Origin of the sequence: Streptomyces sp. NPDC001093 (genome assembly GCF_040298985.1) — a bacterium.
GTDB lineage: Bacteria > Actinomycetota > Actinomycetes > Streptomycetales > Streptomycetaceae > Streptomyces.
This window is the reverse complement of sequence record NZ_JBEPBF010000019.1, coordinates 35,502-53,189: the sequence shown is the minus strand read 5'-3', so window position 1 is coordinate 53,189 and position 17,688 is coordinate 35,502. Positions and strand designations below refer to the sequence as shown.

Annotated in this window: 22 protein-coding genes; 10 read left to right on the top strand and 12 right to left on the bottom strand. The window is 70.3% G+C overall.

From position 1 onward, the window contains the following. Window positions 1–74: 74 nt before the first annotated feature. From ABT288_RS12575 to ABT288_RS12525, 11 genes are all read right to left on the bottom strand, one after another. The gene (locus ABT288_RS12575) at window positions 75–587 is read right to left on the bottom strand and encodes a hypothetical protein (RefSeq protein WP_351605834.1); all 513 of its coding nucleotides are present in this window, start codon (window positions 585–587) and stop codon (window positions 75–77) included. Then, window positions 584–1,432 carry a winged helix-turn-helix transcriptional regulator gene (locus ABT288_RS12570; RefSeq protein ID WP_351605832.1) on the bottom strand — a complete coding sequence of 283 codons (849 nt, stop codon included), beginning with the start codon at window positions 1,430–1,432 and terminating at the stop codon, window positions 584–586. The genes ABT288_RS12575 and ABT288_RS12570 overlap by 4 nt, the downstream gene beginning before the upstream one ends. A gap of 39 nt (window positions 1,433–1,471) precedes the next feature. Further along, window positions 1,472–1,888: a hypothetical protein gene (locus ABT288_RS12565; protein WP_351605829.1), complete on the bottom strand. Its 417-nt coding sequence runs from the start codon at window positions 1,886–1,888 to the stop codon at window positions 1,472–1,474. Window positions 1,889–1,898: 10 nt separating this feature from the next. Further along, window positions 1,899–2,342, bottom strand: coding sequence for a hypothetical protein (locus ABT288_RS12560; protein WP_351605827.1), 444 nt, complete (start codon window positions 2,340–2,342; stop codon window positions 1,899–1,901). Continuing rightward, window positions 2,339–2,806 (bottom strand): hypothetical protein, encoded by a 468-nt coding sequence (locus ABT288_RS12555; protein WP_502972744.1) that lies wholly within the window; start codon window positions 2,804–2,806, stop codon window positions 2,339–2,341. The genes ABT288_RS12560 and ABT288_RS12555 overlap by 4 nt, the downstream gene beginning before the upstream one ends. A gap of 106 nt (window positions 2,807–2,912) precedes the next feature. After that, window positions 2,913–3,248, bottom strand: a complete 336-nt coding sequence (locus tag ABT288_RS12550; RefSeq protein ID WP_351605824.1) for an SH3 domain-containing protein — start codon at window positions 3,246–3,248, stop codon at window positions 2,913–2,915. A gap of 149 nt (window positions 3,249–3,397) precedes the next feature. Continuing rightward, on the bottom strand, window positions 3,398–4,087 hold the full coding sequence (locus tag ABT288_RS12545) for a hypothetical protein (protein WP_351605822.1): 690 nt from the start codon (window positions 4,085–4,087) through the stop codon (window positions 3,398–3,400). A gap of 76 nt (window positions 4,088–4,163) precedes the next feature. After that, window positions 4,164–4,868 (bottom strand): hypothetical protein, encoded by a 705-nt coding sequence (locus ABT288_RS12540; RefSeq protein ID WP_351605819.1) that lies wholly within the window; start codon window positions 4,866–4,868, stop codon window positions 4,164–4,166. Between the two features lie 16 nt (window positions 4,869–4,884). Further along, on the bottom strand, window positions 4,885–5,367 hold the full coding sequence (locus ABT288_RS12535) for a hypothetical protein (protein ID WP_351605817.1): 483 nt from the start codon (window positions 5,365–5,367) through the stop codon (window positions 4,885–4,887). Continuing rightward, window positions 5,364–5,915: a DUF4913 domain-containing protein gene (locus ABT288_RS12530; protein WP_351605814.1), complete on the bottom strand. Its 552-nt coding sequence runs from the start codon at window positions 5,913–5,915 to the stop codon at window positions 5,364–5,366. Before ABT288_RS12530 ends, ABT288_RS12535 begins: the two co-directional genes overlap by 4 nt. Window positions 5,916–6,141: 226 nt before the next feature. Beyond that, on the bottom strand, window positions 6,142–6,897 hold the full coding sequence (locus tag ABT288_RS12525; RefSeq protein ID WP_351605811.1) for a DNA-methyltransferase: 756 nt from the start codon (window positions 6,895–6,897) through the stop codon (window positions 6,142–6,144). A gap of 513 nt (window positions 6,898–7,410) precedes the next feature. Between ABT288_RS12525 and ABT288_RS12520 the strand changes: the two genes are divergently transcribed. The 5 genes from ABT288_RS12520 (at window position 7,411) to ABT288_RS12500 (ending at window position 12,586) form a co-directional block, all read left to right on the top strand. Then, entirely contained in the window at window positions 7,411–8,529 is a 1,119-nt protein-coding gene (locus ABT288_RS12520) for a C40 family peptidase (protein ID WP_351605809.1), read from the top strand. A 92-nt stretch (window positions 8,530–8,621) separates the two neighbouring features. After that, the gene (locus ABT288_RS12515; protein ID WP_502972747.1) at window positions 8,622–8,939 is read left to right on the top strand and encodes a DUF6112 family protein; all 318 of its coding nucleotides are present in this window, start codon (window positions 8,622–8,624) and stop codon (window positions 8,937–8,939) included. Beyond that, entirely contained in the window at window positions 8,939–9,607 is a 669-nt protein-coding gene (locus tag ABT288_RS12510) for a hypothetical protein (RefSeq protein WP_351605806.1), read from the top strand. Before ABT288_RS12515 ends, ABT288_RS12510 begins: the two co-directional genes overlap by 1 nt. Window positions 9,608–9,622: 15 nt before the next feature. Then, entirely contained in the window at window positions 9,623–11,029 is a 1,407-nt protein-coding gene (locus ABT288_RS12505; protein WP_351605803.1) for an SCO6881 family protein, read from the top strand. Between the two features lie 84 nt (window positions 11,030–11,113). Beyond that, the gene (locus ABT288_RS12500; RefSeq protein WP_351605801.1) at window positions 11,114–12,586 is read left to right on the top strand and encodes an SCO6880 family protein; all 1,473 of its coding nucleotides are present in this window, start codon (window positions 11,114–11,116) and stop codon (window positions 12,584–12,586) included. On the opposite strand, the gene ABT288_RS12495 is transcribed toward ABT288_RS12500, so the two are convergent. Then, window positions 12,560–13,093 (bottom strand): hypothetical protein, encoded by a 534-nt coding sequence (locus ABT288_RS12495; RefSeq protein ID WP_351605798.1) that lies wholly within the window; start codon window positions 13,091–13,093, stop codon window positions 12,560–12,562. The genes ABT288_RS12500 and ABT288_RS12495 overlap by 27 nt on opposite strands. Before the next feature lie 113 nt (window positions 13,094–13,206). Between ABT288_RS12495 and ABT288_RS12490 the strand changes: the two genes are divergently transcribed. The 5 genes from ABT288_RS12490 (at window position 13,207) to ABT288_RS12470 (ending at window position 17,680) form a co-directional block, all read left to right on the top strand. Beyond that, window positions 13,207–13,662, top strand: a complete 456-nt coding sequence (locus tag ABT288_RS12490) for a DUF6238 family protein (protein WP_351605795.1) — start codon at window positions 13,207–13,209, stop codon at window positions 13,660–13,662. A gap of 28 nt (window positions 13,663–13,690) precedes the next feature. Then, window positions 13,691–15,208: a putative type IV secretion/conjugal transfer ATPase gene (locus ABT288_RS12485; RefSeq protein ID WP_351605792.1), complete on the top strand. Its 1,518-nt coding sequence runs from the start codon at window positions 13,691–13,693 to the stop codon at window positions 15,206–15,208. Between the two features lie 111 nt (window positions 15,209–15,319). Then, window positions 15,320–16,051 carry a hypothetical protein gene (locus ABT288_RS12480; RefSeq protein WP_351605790.1) on the top strand — a complete coding sequence of 244 codons (732 nt, stop codon included), beginning with the start codon at window positions 15,320–15,322 and terminating at the stop codon, window positions 16,049–16,051. Between the two features lie 14 nt (window positions 16,052–16,065). Continuing rightward, the gene (locus ABT288_RS12475) at window positions 16,066–16,599 is read left to right on the top strand and encodes a hypothetical protein (protein ID WP_351605787.1); all 534 of its coding nucleotides are present in this window, start codon (window positions 16,066–16,068) and stop codon (window positions 16,597–16,599) included. A 25-nt stretch (window positions 16,600–16,624) separates the two neighbouring features. Continuing rightward, window positions 16,625–17,680 (top strand): DUF8094 domain-containing protein, encoded by a 1,056-nt coding sequence (locus ABT288_RS12470; RefSeq protein ID WP_502972746.1) that lies wholly within the window; start codon window positions 16,625–16,627, stop codon window positions 17,678–17,680. Window positions 17,681–17,688 lie beyond the last annotated feature (8 nt).

Sequence of the window (17,688 nt, the reverse complement as noted above, 5' to 3'; positions counted from 1 at the left end):
GCCGTCAGCCGATCGGGGCAGGTAGACGCTGCGAAAAAAGGAAGGGCGGCGGGCGTGCCGGGCTCTGCCAGCGCTCACGCGGCCAGCACGGGCTCGGCGCCCTGGAGAAGCTGCGGGTTCTCGCGCAGCCACTGGGTAAGAAGGTCACGCGGACCGGCCTGCTGCTCACCGGCCTCGGTAGCCGGAGCGCCTTCGAACTCCTCGGTGGCTTCCTGCGCAGTCAGAGCGATAGGCACAGCAAGGAGCGAGAGGGTGTGCTGAACACGGCTGGTGAAGTCGCACACCGGGGCCGGGAGACTGCGGCTGCGAGCCCAGCGGGCCATCCCGTCGTAGACGTCGGCCAGGCCCGATCCGGACGGTGTCAGGCTGAGGCCGACACCAGGACGGTGGCAAACCAGCCCGAGAGCGCGGGCCTGCTCGACGGCCTGACGCAGCTGGGCCACGGGCACGTCGGGGACGGTGCGAGTCAGGCTGCGCGGTGGGATGGGGCCGTTGTCGTCGATCTCGGAGACCAAGCGGATCAGACCGGGGGTGGACAGCATCGTGCAGGCGTGCCGGAGGCCGGTGGTCTGGAAGAAGGTAGTCATCGGCGCGGGCCTCCAGTCGAAAGTGCCGCCAGCGGGCGGGGCGGGGTGGCGTGGGAGAACAGAGCTGTGCGCTGCCAGACCGGCGACGTCTGGTCGGTCGGGTACGGTGCAGGCGCGGTCGTCGGGGCCGGCATCCGTGTCTGGCTGCTGAGCCACATCCGCTCTTCAGGTGCGGCGTTGAGGCGCCCCCAGACCGGGTGCTCTCCGGCCCGGGTGATGGGCTGGCCGGCGGACCAGGCGGACAGAGCGGACAGGACGGGACCGAGACCGTCGCCGGCGGCGGACAGACGGTAGGGCTGCCCGATCCCGTCGGTTCCAACGAGACCGTCGTCCACGAGCTGCCGCAGCGGTGGGTAGATGTTGGTCCAGTCACTTCCGGGCATGACCGTCTGGGCCAGAGCCCGGCCGCTGGCCTCGCCCCGGATCTTGAGCACCCACAGGATCGCTGCGGCGTGCCGCCGGGTCAGGAGCGTGAGACTGTCCTCGACCTGCTCGATCGCGGGCAGCGGCTGGTCGGACTTCTCCAGATACCGCTCGGCCCAGGTGACAATCAGCGGCAGAACCGGCAGCAGCGTTGCGGCACGGTCGGTGTGGCCGTAGGTGACATGCCGCGAGGTGTGCTCAGTGCGCTGGACGAGGCCGGCATCACACAGCTGGCGCAGCTTGGGGTGCAGCTGGCCGTCGCGCAGCCAGGACACCTTGGCCGCGAGTTCGCTGTAGCGCAGCGGCTGCCCGCTGAGGGCGAGCAGGATCCGTACGTTCCAGCGCGGAGTGATCATGGCGAGTGCCTCGGTGACCCGGGCGACGTCGGCATCGGTGTCGGGAGGCAGACCGGTGAGGGCCAAGGAAGAAGCTCCAGTGAGAGTGGCGGATACGCGTGAGGGTCAGCGGCTCGGTGCAGCGCTCACTGCCGGAGCGGCAGGGGCCGTGGCGACTTCGGCGGAAGGCGAAGCCGGGGACGGCTCGGGCGGCTCGACGCGCACCAGGCTGTGCAGCACCGCCGACGCCGTCACCGCCTGGGTATCCCGGACGGCGACCGCTTCCGCGAGCCGGCGGGCGCAGTCGAGGACGTGCGGCACTTCGTGGGCGCTGATGTGCCGCTCGGGGTGAACTAGTTGAGCGAGTCGCTCACGATGGAAGGCGATGCTGCGCTCGGTGAAGGCGAGCGTGTCGTGCAGGCCGAGGAGCGCGGAGAGCATGCCAGGCGGCTGGTCCTGAGCATGGGAGGCGAGGGCGGCGAGCGGGGCGCCGTAGAGGTCCTCGATCCGTCCGGCGATCTCGGCGGACGTCGGGTGGGTCAAGCGGAAGCTTTCACAGTCGGCGGGCCCGGGCCGCCCCGGCACCGTTGGGCGCCGGGGCGGTCGGAGGCAGGACGGTGGCGAGGGTTGGCTGCGCGGTGCGGACGGCCCGGGTGCGCTGCCCGGGTGGGGGCATGGTGCGCAGCAGGTCATCCAGCGCGGCGCGGTAGCCGTCGCAGGCGTCGAGCGCCGCCTCCAGCCACTGCGCGTCCATCCGCAGGTCCTCGGCGGACAGCTCGTCCATGTCACGGTCTGCGGCCATCGCCTCGTGGACGCGGTCACGGACCCGGGCGACCTGCTCCTCGGCGAGAGCCAGGAAGGAGCGCAGTTCCAGTGCCCGGGACAGCGCCGGGGAGGCGTCGGGACTTACCGCTGCCGTGTACAGGCCGCGGACCGGGACGCCGAAGACCTCGTGCAGCCGGTCGTCCGCGGAGCTGGGCTTGAGCCGGACGCTCACCGCGCAAGGCTCCTTCCTGGCTGCGGTGTGGTCGCTGGCCTCGGCGGAAGGCTAGTGGGCACGGCCGGTCCCTGGCGCCCGCGCAAGCGGGCCAGCCGCCGGGCGGCCAGGCCCTGCTTGCCCACGGCGTTCAGGTCGAGAAGCCACCGCACGACCATCGCCCGCCCGTCCCGGGCGGTGACGGCCGCGTCGACGCGATGGGCCAACTCCATCGTCGGATCGTCGACCTCACTGGGCTGCCTCTCCAGCGCGGCCACGAGGGTGTCCTCCGCGCGTTCCAGCACTGCCTGCGATTCGAGGAGAAGGCCGTGCCACTTGACCACGTCGGTGGCATTGGAGTTGGCGGTCGGCGCAGCGGCGACGGCAGCCTTCAAGTGATCCATGCTCATTCCGAAACGGGCTTCGATCTGTTCGGTGAGCACATCCACGACATCGTCTATCGCATCGGGTGGAGCGTCGGACAAAGGAGACTCCTCTTGGACGGACAGGCGTCCTCTAACGGCCGCGAAGGGAGAGGGAAGCGAGCGCTCAAAAGCGCTGAGGTGCAGTCGAGTTGCTGGTGGACGCGTCTCAGTCGAGGCACATAGGGACGTCGCGGTAGACGTAGGTAGCGGATACCCAGCCCTTCACGCCGGTGGTTCGGTCCGTGATGTAGCGCCAGTGGCCGCTGGTCTTGTGGACGGTGAACTTGTGCCCGCGGTACAGGATGCCGACGGGGGTGGACTTGGCCGACGCCTTGGAGCGGATGGTCACGGCCTTGGTGCCGATGACCCACGGACCAGGGTCGTTGCAGGACTGGGAGGTCAGGGCGCTGCTCGGAGCGGCCGTGGCTGTGGTCGCCGCCGCGATCGGCAGGGCGAGGGCGCCGAGGATTGCGGCGGATACGGCTATTCGGGTTGCGCGCATGCGGAAGTAGCCTCCAGGCGGGAAGGAAGGAATGAGGGAAGTGCCGAACCGGTGTTGTCCCGGCGGCCGTATAAGAGTCCGGAGAATCGCCGGTTTGGCCAACCGGCGATCATCGGCTATGTTTCGCCGCGCCGTCCGGAAACGGGGCTTCAGCGTGAACGGCCCGAGGGCCGGGAAGTCGCTGGGGTCGGCACGGGAGCACGGCGGGAAAGTGATGGCGTCGGGCGGACCGGTGGCAGAGCCTTACGCACGCCGCTGAGGCGGTCGTCACACCATTGCAGGGCTTCTTCCACCGTTTCGAAGCCGCCCTCGCGAAGCGTGTGCGTTCCCGTGTCGATATCGACTTCCTCGACCACGACGCGGAATGAGGACGGGGCGCTCTCGTCCAGGGCGCGCAATACCGCGAGAGTGACCCAGTCGTCGGGGTCGTCCCGGGTGTAGGACCAGCCGAGGGCGTAGTGGTCCCCGTCCCTCATGAGCCGTTGCTCCAAGGCCCGCGTCGCCTCGTCGGCCGGTGTGGTGCCCCGGTCGGGGTCGAGTGCGAGGGACTCGGGGGGACACCCCCGGTGGATCAGCCACGATTGGGCCATCGAAGGCAGAGGCAATGTCGCCCGCTCGAAAGTGAACGTCCGTCCCTGGTGGTCTCGTTGAAGGTAGAGGGCGACGTATTGCGGCACACCCGGGTGGTCCAAGGTTGCCGAGCCGTCGTACAGGACGTAGAAGCTGCGGACGGCATCAGCGCTGTGGTGCTCGGCGAGGGAGACGAGCATGTCTTCGTTCACGCCGACGAGACGGAAGAAGGCGGCGCTGATCTGCTCGTCGGCGTCAAGGTCGTCCACCCGGAAGGTCAGAGCAGGGGGCCGGTCCCGGTCGGCGGGTGGGGATGGTTTGTGGGTGGGCATGTGGTCTTTCGGGTCAACGTCGCTGTGCGGGAGCGGACGGCCACGCTCCCGGCCGCGCCGCCGGCACCGAAGCCTTGCTCGGCTTCGCACGGCGGCTGGCAGCCAGGGCGGCACGGCCGCCGTCGGTCAGACTGACTGGCTGGCCGGCATGGACGGGATGGCTGGTATCGAGGGCGACGAAGCCGGCGGACTGGAGTCGCTGAAGCTCGGCGTAGGGGACGCGGGTGCCCGAGGCGGTGGTCACCGACAGCCGGCCGGTCAGGAGATGCTCGTAGAGTTTGGCGCCGCCGGCGATGGCCAGCAGCGCTGCCTGATCAGCCGCAGTGATCTGCGCCTCTCCGCGATTCGGGGTGGCGGATCGGGCGGCGGCTTCGATCGGCTCCAGCACGGCGAGCACCCGCTGCTCGGCAGCATCACGGGCTGCGGCGGCCTCCTTCAGCTGGTCCACGGTGCGGTCGATCCGCTCGAACATGGCGGCATCGACGGGAAACTCCCCCGAGGACAGCCGGTGCAGCAGGGTGCGGTAGAACGTGACGCCGGTTTCGGCCTGGGCCAGTTTCCGATGCCGGTCGACCAGCTCGCTGTGCGGCTCGTCGAGAATGCCGCGGTCGCGGTGGGCCCACAGGGTGTCGACGTCATGACCGGTAGCTGCCTCGATGCGAGGGTCGAGTTGGGACACAGCGCGCCGGGCAACCGGGAGCGCCGGATCAGGAGTCATAGGCGGTTCCTCGTGGTCAGCGGGTATGAAGCGGGGAGGGCCTTTGCGCAGGGCGGGGCAGGCCCGGCATGGCGGACGGCAGGGGCGCCGGCCTGGGTACGGGGCTGCGGGTGGCCAGCTGCGGGGAACGGGAGCGTGCCGCGTGGGTTCGGGCGCTGAGCGGTCGGCGCGACATTCCCAGGCGGCGGCCGACCTCGTCGTACACGTCATTGCCTGCCCGCGGCCGTACAGCGACCACATGGATTTCCCGCCGGTGTGCCGATGACTCGGGCGCCGGGCGGATGCCGTAGACGACCCGCCAGTCCTTACGGGCGTCCACGAACAGCTTGCGGTAGCCCTCCAGATCGCCGGTCAGGCGGAGCCCGAAGCGCTCGGCGTTCACCACTTCCTGCAGGTAGGCGAGGGTGAGATCACGGATGTCGGAGGGTTCCTGGAGCAGGTCGGTCAGGGCACGGGGATCGAAACTCAGGCCGAAGACCGGCTCCTGCCCCTCGCTCATGACGCCAGCCCGTACTCACCGGGCCCCGGGCCCTGGGGCTCGGCGGACTCCTTCTCCGCGCGGTCCGAGGGCGGAGGTCCGGGAAGGAGGCGGTGCGCGGGACGCTCCGGGGAGGTCATGCAGGCGGACAGGGGGCCACCGGGTGCGCGAATCGCTGCCATGGCGTGGGTGAGGAAGTCGCGGTGCCACACGAACATGCCGGCCAGGCCCGACTCGGGGTCCTTGTGCTGCTGGTAGGCCAGCCACAGGGCATGCAGCCAGGCCACGACGTCGCTGTGCTCCTGCCATTGCAAGCACCAGGGCGCCGCCGTGGTGACCTCCGCCCCGTAGATCGGGAGAAGGAAGTCGTCGACCCAGTCCGACAGGGCGTCGAGTTCGTCCTCGTACGCCTCGCCCTCCAGTTCCAAGATGGGCCGCGGCTCCGGCACCGCTGGTGCCGGCGGTCCACCGAACCCGGGCATGCCGAACGCCGCGAACGGCGAACCCCCCGGGGGCGGAGCGGAGGCGAGATGATCCAGCTGCCGGGCCTGCTCCGCGGTCTGTTCCATCAGCCGACGGACACTGGCTTCGATCCCCTCCAACTGGGCGTCCGGGATGCGAACCGGCTCAAGTTCTCCGTCAACCGGGGGTTCTACGGATTCGGACATGAGAGAAACGACCTCCTGGGTGCCGCGGAAATAAGGAAAGGCAAAGCCCGGTAGCAAGGCATAGCCCGGTAGCGCATCAGCCGCACACGGTGGTTTACACGGATTCGTATGTGGCAGTGCTGGGGCGTCAGGCGGTGAGGAGCACGTCGTCCTGGCCGAGGGTCTGGCGGATCGTTTCCGTCAGCCGGTCGGCTGCGATGGACGCGTAGTGTTCGGTCTTCTCCACGCCGATGAAGTCCCGCCCTTCGAGCAGAGCGGCCACGCCGGTGGAGCCGGAACCGGCACAGAAATCGAGGACCGTGCCATCTGGCGGGCTGATCTTGACCAGCTCGCGCATCACCTCAACGGGCTTTTGCGTGATGTGCTGACGCTGGGAGCCCGACGGCTGGGACGCGGAGTACATGCCCGGCAGGTAGACCGGGTTGCGAGCGCCGTCGATGGCACCCTTCGACGCCCACACGATGAACTCGCAGTTCTGTGTGAAACGGCCCTTCTGGGGCCGGGCCTGGGGCTTGTGCCAGGCCAGGACGCCGCGCCACAGCCAGCCGGCCGCCTGAATCGCGTCCGTCGTGATGGGCAGCTGCCGCCAGTCGGTGAACAGCAGCGCCGCGCCGCCGGTCTTGGTGAGGCGGTGAGCCTCGGTCATGATCTGCGTCAGCCAGAATCCGTAGCTGCGCTGGTCCATGTTCTCGCCGGTGAAGTCGGCCAGGGTGTGCTTGGCGTCGGCGGAGGTGTACTTTTGCTTCGCGGAGCGGCTGGTGCGCTCCTTCGCCGTGCGCCCGCCGGAGTTGTAGGGCGGGTCGGTGATGACCGCGTCGACGCAGTCGTCCGGGAGCTTGGACAGGACGCTCAGAGCGTCGCCCTGATGCAGGGAAAAAGACAAAGAGGAACCCCGATTCGGGTGACAGTGCGTGTGGGAATGCCCTCGCGTTGGCAAGCCCCGTTGGCCGGAGATCGGGCCTAGACAGGCCCGTGGCCATAGTCCGGGGAAGGCGAGGGGAGTTCAAAAACTGTAGACGCGATTCGGCCGACGCCCAAGAAGTGCGCTATTGAGGGGCCGGATTCCGGCACCTCACGCCGACTTTTTGGTCAACGGCTGATCTGGGCCTACTGTTTTTGAACCGCCCGGCACACACCGCCGATGGCTCATTCCCCACTCTGTCTCGTGGAGGTTTCCCCTGCCCCCGCACACCTAGCTCACCTGTCGGCCGCGCACGGCGAGCGGCTACTCGCCTGTGCCAGCTACTTCTGATTCGCCCGCCCCGGCCCGCTGCGGTCCCTTTCCACTCCCTGCGCTGCCGCGGCATGCCGGACACTGCACCCCGAAGGACTCCTGCATGACGTCTTGTTACCCGCCCCTGCCCGAAACCGGTGATCTGCGCGTGGGCACCGCAGGTTGAAGGGGCTCGCCGCCGGCATCGGCGTCGTCTTCCTCTCCCCTCTTCTCCTCGGCGGTGGCGCCATGATGATGGCCACCTCCAGCGAAGCCGCCCAGAGCACCACCTCTTCGCTCGACTGCCTCTCCAACGTGGACACCAGCAAGATCACCGATCAGGTCACCAAGATCCTCGACGGTGCGGACGCCTCCAAGGTGCACGTCGAGGGTCTGGACCTGCCCGGTGAGCAGATCCCGAACGCGCAGACCATCGTCGCCACCGGCATCAGCCTCAGCATTCCCAAGCACGGGCAGATCGTGGCGCTGGCCACCGCGATGCAGGAGAGCCGGCTGCGCAATCTCGGCGGCGGCGACCGTGACTCTCTCGGACTCTTCCAGCAGCGCCCCAGCCAGGGCTGGGGCACAGCCGCACAGATCCACGATCCGGTTTACGCCTCCGAGCAGTTCTACAAGGCGCTGCTGAAGGTCCACGGCTGGCAGCAGATGACCGTCACCCAGGCCGCCCAAGCGGTGCAGCGCTCCGGTTACCCGGACGCTTACGCGCAGTGGGAACCGCTGGCGACCGCGCTGCAGAAGGCGATTGCCGCCACCTTCCCCGACTCCGGGGAGAAGGACACCGGCAAGACCGACGACAAGCCCGCCCCCGCGACCGGCTGCGACACCGCCGACGGCTCGTCCTTCGGGCCGATCCCCGAGGGCGCCGTGCCGAAGGGATACAAGATCCCCAAGGGCACCGACCCGCGAGCCCGCAAGGCGATCGTCTGGGCGATGCAGCAGCTCGGCACGATGTACCAGTGGGGCGGGTCCTGCACCAATGCCCACGGCCCCGATGCCATGGCCCGCTGCGACTGCAGCTCGCTGATGCAGCAGGCGTACGCACACGCCGGCATCACCCTCACCCGCACCACGTACACGCAGGTCGGTGAAGGCAAGGCCGTCTCACTGGAAGCTCTCAAGCCCGGTGATCTGCTCTTCAGCCGTGGCACCGCGGCCCGGCCGGAGCATGTCGGCATGTACATCGGCGAGGGTCTGGTCATCGAGGCCCCCCGGACCGGCAAGCCGGTGCGAATCACGCCGATCAAGGACTGGGTCGTCCTCGCCGCCCGCCGCGTCATCTGACGCCGGCCCCTCTCGCGCCGCTCGGCGCACCCCTCTTTCTCAACTCCCCCTCCCGCCAGCGCCTTCTGGCCTGCGCACGCAAGGAGCCCTCCATACCCGTGTCACCACTCGCTGCCCGTGTCATCCAGCTCGCCTACGATCCCGGCATCTCCCCCAAAGGCGGCGGCCTTCCGGGCCTGTCCGTCCTGAAGAACGTCGTCAACAGCATCAACATGTTCGCGATCATCGCGGTCGTCGGCGCTCTCGCCGTCAGCCTCGCGGTGTGGGCGTGGGGCCACCACACCGGTGGCCACCAGGCCGAGGCCAACGGCAAGAAGGGCGCCACCGTCGCCGCCGGCGCAGCGCTCGGCCTCGGCGCCGCCAACGGCATCGTGGCCTTCTTCTCCGGTCTGGGGTCGCAGGTCCACTGATGCTCAAGCGCCTCCCCGGATACGGCCTCGGCTGGGCGCCGAATCGTCGCATCATCGCGATTGCGGTCGGCCTGGCTTGTCTGCTCGCACTGGCTGCGGCAACCGCCTTCTTCACGGGCCGCAGCAACCGCCCTCACGCTGCGCCGCCCATCCCGCCGCCGACGCACAGCTCGGTCCCACCGACAGGCCAGCCGTCCTCCGGGAGTGGCCCGGTGGCCGGGCCGCCGAGGATCTCCGACCCGGTGGAGTTCGCCAAGGCCGCCGCGAAGATGCTCTGGTCCTACGACACCCGCACCACCAGCCAGGCCCAGCAGCTGGCCGGCATGGAGGCGTGGATGACGAAGGAGAGCGAGTACGGCGACTTCACCTCGGTCTCGGCGCAGATACCGGACCCCGTGCTGTGGTCGCGGATGGCGGACCAGAAGCAGCGCGCCAGCGCCACCATCACCGAGGGCCACTACCCTGCCGCCTTCAAACAGGCGTTGTCGGAGGACCCTGCCGCGATCACCAAGGCGTACATCTACGCGGTCACCGTTACCGGCAAGCAGACGATCACCTGGGCGGGGGGCGGCGGCGGTGCGGAGGACCGCTCGATCACCCTCGCCGTCCAGTGCCGTCCCTCGGCCGACTGCTCGCTCGTCGCCATCGCCCCGCGCGTCGCGCCCTGATCTGAAGGAGTCCTCATGGGGTTTTGTGATCTCCCCGTCGCGGACAAGGTCTGCGCGGTCGGCGAGGCCATCGACTTCGCCTCCGACCCGGGTAAGTACATCGGTGACTGGATGGCGAAGAGCGCCGGTGAACTCGCAGCGTCCGCGGCTGATCTGGCGTCCAAGGCCGTCGATGCCACCACCCGGGTCGATCTGAACGCGGGATGGTTCCGCGACAACTACGAGACGATCCTGCCCATCGGCCTGGTCATGCTCGTGGCCACCTTCTGCGCGCAGTTGGTCCGTGCCGCGATCCGCCGCGACGGCCAGGCCCTGACGCAGGCGTTCACCGGCACCGCATCCGGTGTGATCTTCGCGTTCGCCGCCATCGCCCTGACCACCGTCGCGATCGAAGTGACCGATGCCTTGTCCGCCGGCCTTTTCCAAACGGCGCACACGGACATCGCCTCAGCGGTCCGCCGCATGGTCAAGGTCGCTTCCTTGCCAGGACTTGCCGGGCTCGGCTGGCTCGTCGCCGTCTTCGCCGGCATCGGAGCCGCCATCGGCGCCTTCCTGTACTGGTGCGTGATGATGGTGCGCAAGGTCGGCATCCTGGTCATGGTCACCCTCGCCGTGTTCGCCGGGGCCGGCGGCGGCTGGGAAGTCGCGCGCCGCTGGCGCAAGGGCTGGATCGAGGCCACTGCCACCCTCGTGGCCAGCAAGCTGCTGATGACGATCGTCTTCGTCCTCGGCGTCGCGGCAATGGGCAAGACCGACGCCAAGGACGGCCTGGCCGCCCTTGCCGACGTCCTCGCAGGCATCGTGGTCATGATCCTGGTCCTGCTGTGCCCATACGCCACGTTCAAGTTCGTGCACTGGGCGGCCGAAGGCTCCGACGGAGAAACGTTGCACCGTGCCGGCGGAGCCGGCGCGCAGCTGGCCAGGCAACACGCCGAGCGCGCGGGCCGGAAGGCCGCGGCAATGGCGGCCACTGCCGGAACCGGCGGTGCCGCAGCCGGAGCCGCAGCTGCTCCCCAGGGCCCGGACACCGTGCCCGGCCAGCAGGGGTTCCCCGGCGACATCGCTTCCCCCTCGTCCGGCAACGGACAGGACTCTGCGCAAGGCGCCGACTCCGGTGGCTCCTCCGGCGGCAGCTCCGCCAAGTCCGGTCTGGAGCAGGCGGTCCAGCCGCCGCCGACCCACGTCGCCGACGACACCAGCGGCCAGATGGGCGGCAGCCCGACCAGCACGGGCAGCCCCACTGGGAGCGGATTCGGCCAAGGTGCCGCAGCTGCCGGCCAAAGCGGCGGATGGCAGTCCGCGCCGCCAGCCACGACCCCGCCGCCACAGGGCGCTCCGCCCACCGCAGGCACACAGACCGCCGGAATGAACTCCGCAGCGAACGGCCCAGCCTCACCGCCGCCGCCCGCTAACGGTCTCTGATCTCCTGCCCGATGCCCGATCCCTGGGGGCGGGAAGGTTCACGGTCCTTCCCGCCCCCGGGCCCTCGCTCCAGGAGCATCCTCCTTGTCCGACCTCGCCATATCCCCGGCCACCGTCAAGTTCCCGCACCGCAGCCGCCGAGGCATCCTGCTCGGCCTCACCCTCCACCAGCTCGTCCTCGTCTCCGCCGCGCTGGCCCTGCTCCTGGCCACAGTCCTCACCACCGGACTGCTCGGCGCCATCGTCCTGACCCCGCTGTGGGCAGCAGTGGCCGCCCTGGTCGCCATCCGCCGGCAGGGCCGCTCACTGATCGACTGGGCCCCGATCGTCGCCCGCTTCGCCTGGCGCCGCCACAACGGACAGACCCTGTGGCTGGCCCGGCCCGTCACCCGGCCCCGCCAGGACGGGATCCTCCACCTGCCCGGCACGGCCGCCTCCCTCAAGGTCGTCACCCCCGGCGACTCCGCCAACGGCGCTGCCGCCGTCCACGATCCGCACCAGCAGACCCTCACCGCCGTCGCCCGCGTCAGCAGCCGTGCCTTCGCCCTGCTGGACCCGGCCACACAGAACCACAACGTCAACGGCTGGGGACGTGCGCTCGCGGGCACGGCCCGCACCGGGCACGTCGCCACTGTGCAGGTCCTGGAACGCACCGTCCCCGACTCCGGTGACACTCTGGCCCGGCACTGGGCCCAGCACGGTCGGCCCGAAGCACCGGTCGCCGGACAGGTGTACGCAGACCTGGTCGCCTCGGCCGGACCGGCCGCCGCCCCGCACGAGACGTATCTAGCGATCTCCCTCGACCTCAAGGCCGCCAAGCGCCTCATCTCCCAGGCCGGCGGCGGACTGCCCGGTGCGTTCACCGTCATGGAACAGACCACCGCCTCGATCGCCCAGGCCGCCCGGAACGCCGGGCTGATGATCACTGGGTGGCTGTCCGCCCGGGAGATCGCCGCCGTCGTGCGCACCGCCTACGACCCCAAGGCGCTCGCCGCGCTCCAGCAGTGGTCCCCGACCGGCCGCGCGGAAGCCGACCCGGCCGCCGCCGGGCCCGTCGTCCAGGTCGAGGAGTACGACCGCGTCGCCACCGACTCCGCCCGTCACACCACTTACTGGGTGGAGAACTGGCCGCGCACCGAGATGGGCGCCGGCTTCCTGCACGGCCTGATGTTCACCGCCGGCGTGCGCCGCACCCTCTCCCTCACCTACGTCCCGCAGAGGCTCGAGTCCGCGCTGCGCGACGTCCAGCGCAAGAAGGCCGCGATCATCGCCGACGCCTCCGAACGCGCCCGGCGCGGGCAGGTCGACAGCGAAGAGGACTCCATCGAGTACGCCGACGTCAAAAGCCGCGAACGCCAGCTGATCGCCGGGCACGCCGACGTCGCCCTGACCGGCCTGATCACCGTCACCGCCGACACCGACGCAGCCCTGGACGCCGCCTGCGCGCAGATCGAGACCGCCGCCGTCACCGCCGGCGTCGACCTCAGGCGGCTCTGGTACCAGCAGCCCGACGCCTTCGCCGTCGCGGCGCTACCCCTTGCCCGCACCACCCTCTAAGCCTCCGGAACCGCACTGACACCGATCAACGACCACGCCGGTCTCCTGCACGAACTCCAGGCCCTCCTGATCTCCTGCGAGGAACTGGCCGCCCGCCACCGCGCGGTACTCGACCAGTACCGCGACGCCGAGGGGGAGGTGGTCGAGGAGAGACTGCGCGAATACGACGACGCCCGCATCACCACCGCAATCGAGGCCAGTGACCACCTCGACACCGTACGGAACCGCCTCGCCAGTCTCCTCGGCCCACCAGCGCCACGCCCTTTCACCCTGACGTTTGCCGGTCATGAGCGGCACAGCGGCGAAGCCCCCACGAGTTTCGTCGTCAACGCTCTGAACCTCAATGACGCAGCCCGCATCCTGGCCGGCCTGCCGAGTTGGCACGAGTGGCTCCTGGCCGACGCCGGGACACCGGACGGCCGGGGCGCGGACATCGTCTATCTGCCGCAGCAGAGCCACCCCGGTCTTCCGACGCACGGCGAGTACGCCGACCTGCGCGGCGAACAAGAACCCGCTGCGTTGCCTGACGCCGCCCGAACCTCGCGCGCCCGCCTCCCCGTTCCCCTGACCAGCTCGCCCCCGGCCCCCGCTCCCGCATCCCCGGCGGCAAGGACCTCCCATTGACCCATATCCGCCCGAGCGAGCCCGATTCGCACCCCTATCTCCGTGCTGCCACCGCGGGCATCCGCCATCACGCCCACGCCCTCAGCCACCCCACGTCTGCGCATCACCCGGACCGGACGCACCTCGACACCCTCCACGCCCACCTCACAGAACTACACCGGCTCCTCGACCAGCTGGCCGACACAGCACGACCCCCGCATCCCGCAGCTGGACGGCACCTTGCCACGGCGCGCACCCGGCTGTGGCAAGCCACCACCGACATCCACACGGCCTTCCACCTTCTGCCGGCCGCGTCCACGGACTCCACCGAGTGCCGCCCCGGGCAGCTCCCCGAAGGCCCTCCCTTCCTCACCATCTGCCAGCGCCACCTCGCCGCCAGCCACATCGTCCGCCGCAAGACCACCCCCACCGACCTGCACCGCGCACCACACACCACCTCGTGCGCGCGATGAGCACCACCCGCCGAATCGAGGGCCCCCGATGAACCACCGGCCCGCCCGCCGCGCCCGCCGCGCCTCCGCCAGCCCCCTGTTCACCCCGCACGGCACCGACCGCGCCGCCCGGCGCGCCGCCCGCAGGCAGCTCGCCGAAGCCGCCGCGAAAGCACGCGCCGAGACAGCCACTCACCCGGCCACTGCCCCTACACCGGCCGAGCACGACACCCCTGCACCGGTCTATCCGCCGGGCGGACGCCCCGGACGGGCTTCCGCCCGTGGGAACCGCCTGACACTGCCCGCACACCGCATGACCACCGCCATCGCGGCGGGCGCCTACCCCTTCCTCGCCGAAGGCGGGCTCGGTGCCGAGGGCATCTACATCGGACGCGACGTCCACGCCGAGGCCAGCTTCGTCTTCGACCCCTTCGCGCTCTACGGCCGCATCGAGGGCTTCACCAACCCCAACATCCTGCTGGCCGGCGTGATCGGCCAGGGCAAGTCCGCGCTCGCGAAGTCGTTCGCCCTGCGGTCCGTGGCCTTCGGATACCGCGTCTATGTGCCCTGCGATCCGAAGGGCGAGTGGACACCGGTCGCCCAGGCGCTGGGAGGCACCTCCGTCGCCCTCGGTCCCGGGCTGCCCGGCCGCCTCAATCCCCTGGACGCGGCCCCGCGCCCGGAGAGCATCACCGAGGCCGACTGGGAGGGAGAGATCCGCAAAAGGCGCCTGCTCCTGCTCGGCTCCCTGGCCCGGACCGTCCTGGGCCGGGATCTAATGCCGATGGAGCACACTGCGCTCGACGTCGCCCTCGACGCCGCAGTCAGCCGCGCCGCCGGCGCAGGCCGCACGCCGCTGCTCGGCGACGTCGCCTCCGCCCTCAACAACCCCGCACAGCTCGACGAGGCCGCCGGGACGATGTCCGGCCACCTCGGCGACGCCGCCCGCGACCTTGCCCACGCCATGCGCCGCCTCGTCCACGGCGACCTCGCCGGCATGTTCGACGCGCCCTCCACCGTCCGCTTCGACCCGCGTGCGCCGATGCTGACCATCGACCTGTCCCGGCTCGGCGGATCCGGCGACGACACCGCCCTCGTCCTCGCCATGACCTGCGCCTCCGCCTGGATGGAGTCCGCCCTCACCGACCCGCACGGCGGCCGGCGCTGGATCGTCTACGACGAGGCATGGCGCCTGATGCGCCACGTCGGCCTGCTGCAGCGCATGCAGGCCCAGTGGAAACTCTCCCGCGGACTCGGCATCGCCAACCTCATGGTCATCCACCGCTTGTCCGACCTGCTCACCGCCGGCGACGCCGGATCACAGGGCCGGGCGCTCGCCGAGGGCCTCCTCGCCGACTGCTCCACCCGCATCATCTACCGGCAGGAAACCGACCAGCTCCACGCCGCCGCCTCCCTGCTCGGCCTGACCTCCGTCGAAGTCGACGCCATCGCCCACCTCAACCGCGGCCGTGGCCTGTGGAAGGTCGCCGGCAGATCCTTCATCGTCCAACACCTGCTCCACAGCCACGAGTTGGCGTTGTTCGACACCGACGCCCGCATGCACTGACCCTGGACGGCCACGCCCTCCCTGCCACCCTGGCCGATACCCCCTCTCCCACCTCCAGGAGGAACCCACCTGTCCTCACACACTCTCAGCACTTTCGCCACCGAACTCGCGGTGCACCTGCCGGGGCAATGGCATCGCCGGTACACCGGGTTCCCGCCGCCGAAGGACCAGCCGCACATCGCAAACCGGGTCTGGGACTGCGGGCCGACCCACTCGGCCCTGCTCGACTGGGACCCGCCGACCGCCTTCCTCGACGGGCCAGCCGGCGAACAGCTCTGCGTGATACCGCGCCCCCGCTGCCCCCGCCAGTACCTGGTAGCGCCCCTGCAGCCCGAGGGTGTGCGACCGCACCACTTCCGCGGGGTGGAGGAGCCGAACGGCATCGCCGTCCGCCACGATCCGGTCCGTGCCGCCGCCCAGGTCGCCCGCCGTGTCCTGCCCCGCTACGCCCGAGCGCTGGACGCGGTCCGGCGCAACGCCCTCCATCAGCCGGACCCACCGCACCGGGCCGCCGCGCCGGAGGTCAGCGAGTCACTCACGCTGATCTGGTACCCCGACGGCGTGGTGGGAACCCCGTCCGCCAGCGTGCCCGCCGAGGCCCGCGCCGTGCTGTACGGCTGCTACTTCCAGTACAGCCCGCACGAGGCGGCGTTCGTCCTGCCCGCCTCCTACAGCGCCGAGGCGCGAGCCCTGCTGCTTCAGAGCGCGGTCCGCCGGCTCACCGCCCAGGGCATCGGCGTCAACTTCCGGCACGCCGCCCCCACCGCATCCCGTCCGTCCCGCTCGGCAGCACCAACGCTGGGCACGCCGCCCGGCGCGAGACAGCCCTCCGCCCGGCGATAGACCTGGACATCCCCGTGCGAACACCGTCGCTGTCCGATCCCGACCAGCGGATGCTGCTGCACGACGTGGCCGACCGGATCAACACCGTGGCCGACCAGCTCCCGCTCCCTGACCATGTCCATCCGGACCCCGGGCTAAGCGAGATCCTGGACGATGAAGTACGGCACCTGGCCCGGCTGCTGGGCTACCTGGCCGGCGAGAGCGCCTTCCGCCACCGGGCCGCGGCCCGCTATCCGAACCAGGTCACGCCGTCCCAACGCCGCACCACACTCGCCCTCGCCCGTGCTGCTGAGCCCGCCGGAGCCGCACTCGCCGCTCTGGGCGGCGCCGTCCACTGCCTCGGCGTCCTCGCAGATCTCAGCCACCAAGGTCCCAGCCACGCCAGCAACCGGACCATGACCACCGCACACCAGCAACTCGTAGACCGCCTCGCCGAGAGCCGTGCGCACCTCGCCCGTGCCGCCAAGCACCTGCGCACCGCCGCCGACGCCCGATCGATACGGCCAGCCCTAGCACCGCCGACGGCCGTCCCAGCCCGCACCCGCTGAATCACGATGCCCCGGGAGTTTCCTCATTCCCCTGCACACATCCGTCCGCCGCACCACACTCCTGCTCACCGCCGCGGCTGTTGCGCTGACCGCGTCCGCGTGCTCCACCTCCAGCAACACCCACGACAGCACCACGGCCACCCCGCACCGCACCGCGCAGCCCACGCCGGCCGCCGAGCCGGCGCTGGCGAAGCAGGAGGCCCTAGCCCAGATCGCCCGCTACTCAAAGATCAACAACAAGGCCAACGCCACCAGCGACACCAAGCTCCTCGACACCATCGAGGACGGACCGCTGTATGCGATGTCGTCCGCCGACTTCAAGGAGTCGGCGGCCCTGCCGAGGTCGGACCGCGAGCCCTACCGGCCGTGGTCCTACGACCTCGATGCAACAGACGTCTACATCCCGCGTATCAAGCCGGGCCAGCAACGGTGGTTCGCCGCCGTCACCCGCTCCGGCAGCAGGAAGCAGCACGCCCGCGCGCTGGTCCTGGCCGAGAACACGAAGGCCAAGCGCTGGGAGATGGTCGCTGCCGTCGACATCGACGGCCCCGAGCAGCTGCCGGACATCACCCTCGACAAGGACGGCTACGCCACCGCAGTCGGCGCCTCCTCCACCTCGCTCGCCGCGCCGGTCGGCGTGCTGCGCACGGCCATCGCGGACAACTTCGCCACTGGAGGCGAGAAGACCGGGAAGAAGGTCTTCACCTCGACCGAGGCATCCCGGCGGCAGATCAAGGTCCACGACCAGACGACCCGCAAGTTCGGCACACGCGGCACCACCCGCTTCGCCTCTGCCGATACGCAGTTCCCCGATGCATACGCGCTGAAGACGGCTAGCGGCGCGCTCGTGATCTTCTCCCACACGCACACCCAGCACGACGCCGTCACCGCCCCGGGGCTTCAGATCGTGCCCGACAAGCTCGACCGCGCCTGGCTCAACGCACCGGCCCCTGCCTTCACCTACACCTTCACCTGCTCCGACGTCGCCGCCGTCGCAGCCATGCCGAAGCGCTCCAGCCTGCTGGGCTACGGCTGCCGCCGTACGGACGCCAAACCCACCGTCCCCGACTTCTCCCTCTAGGCCCTGTC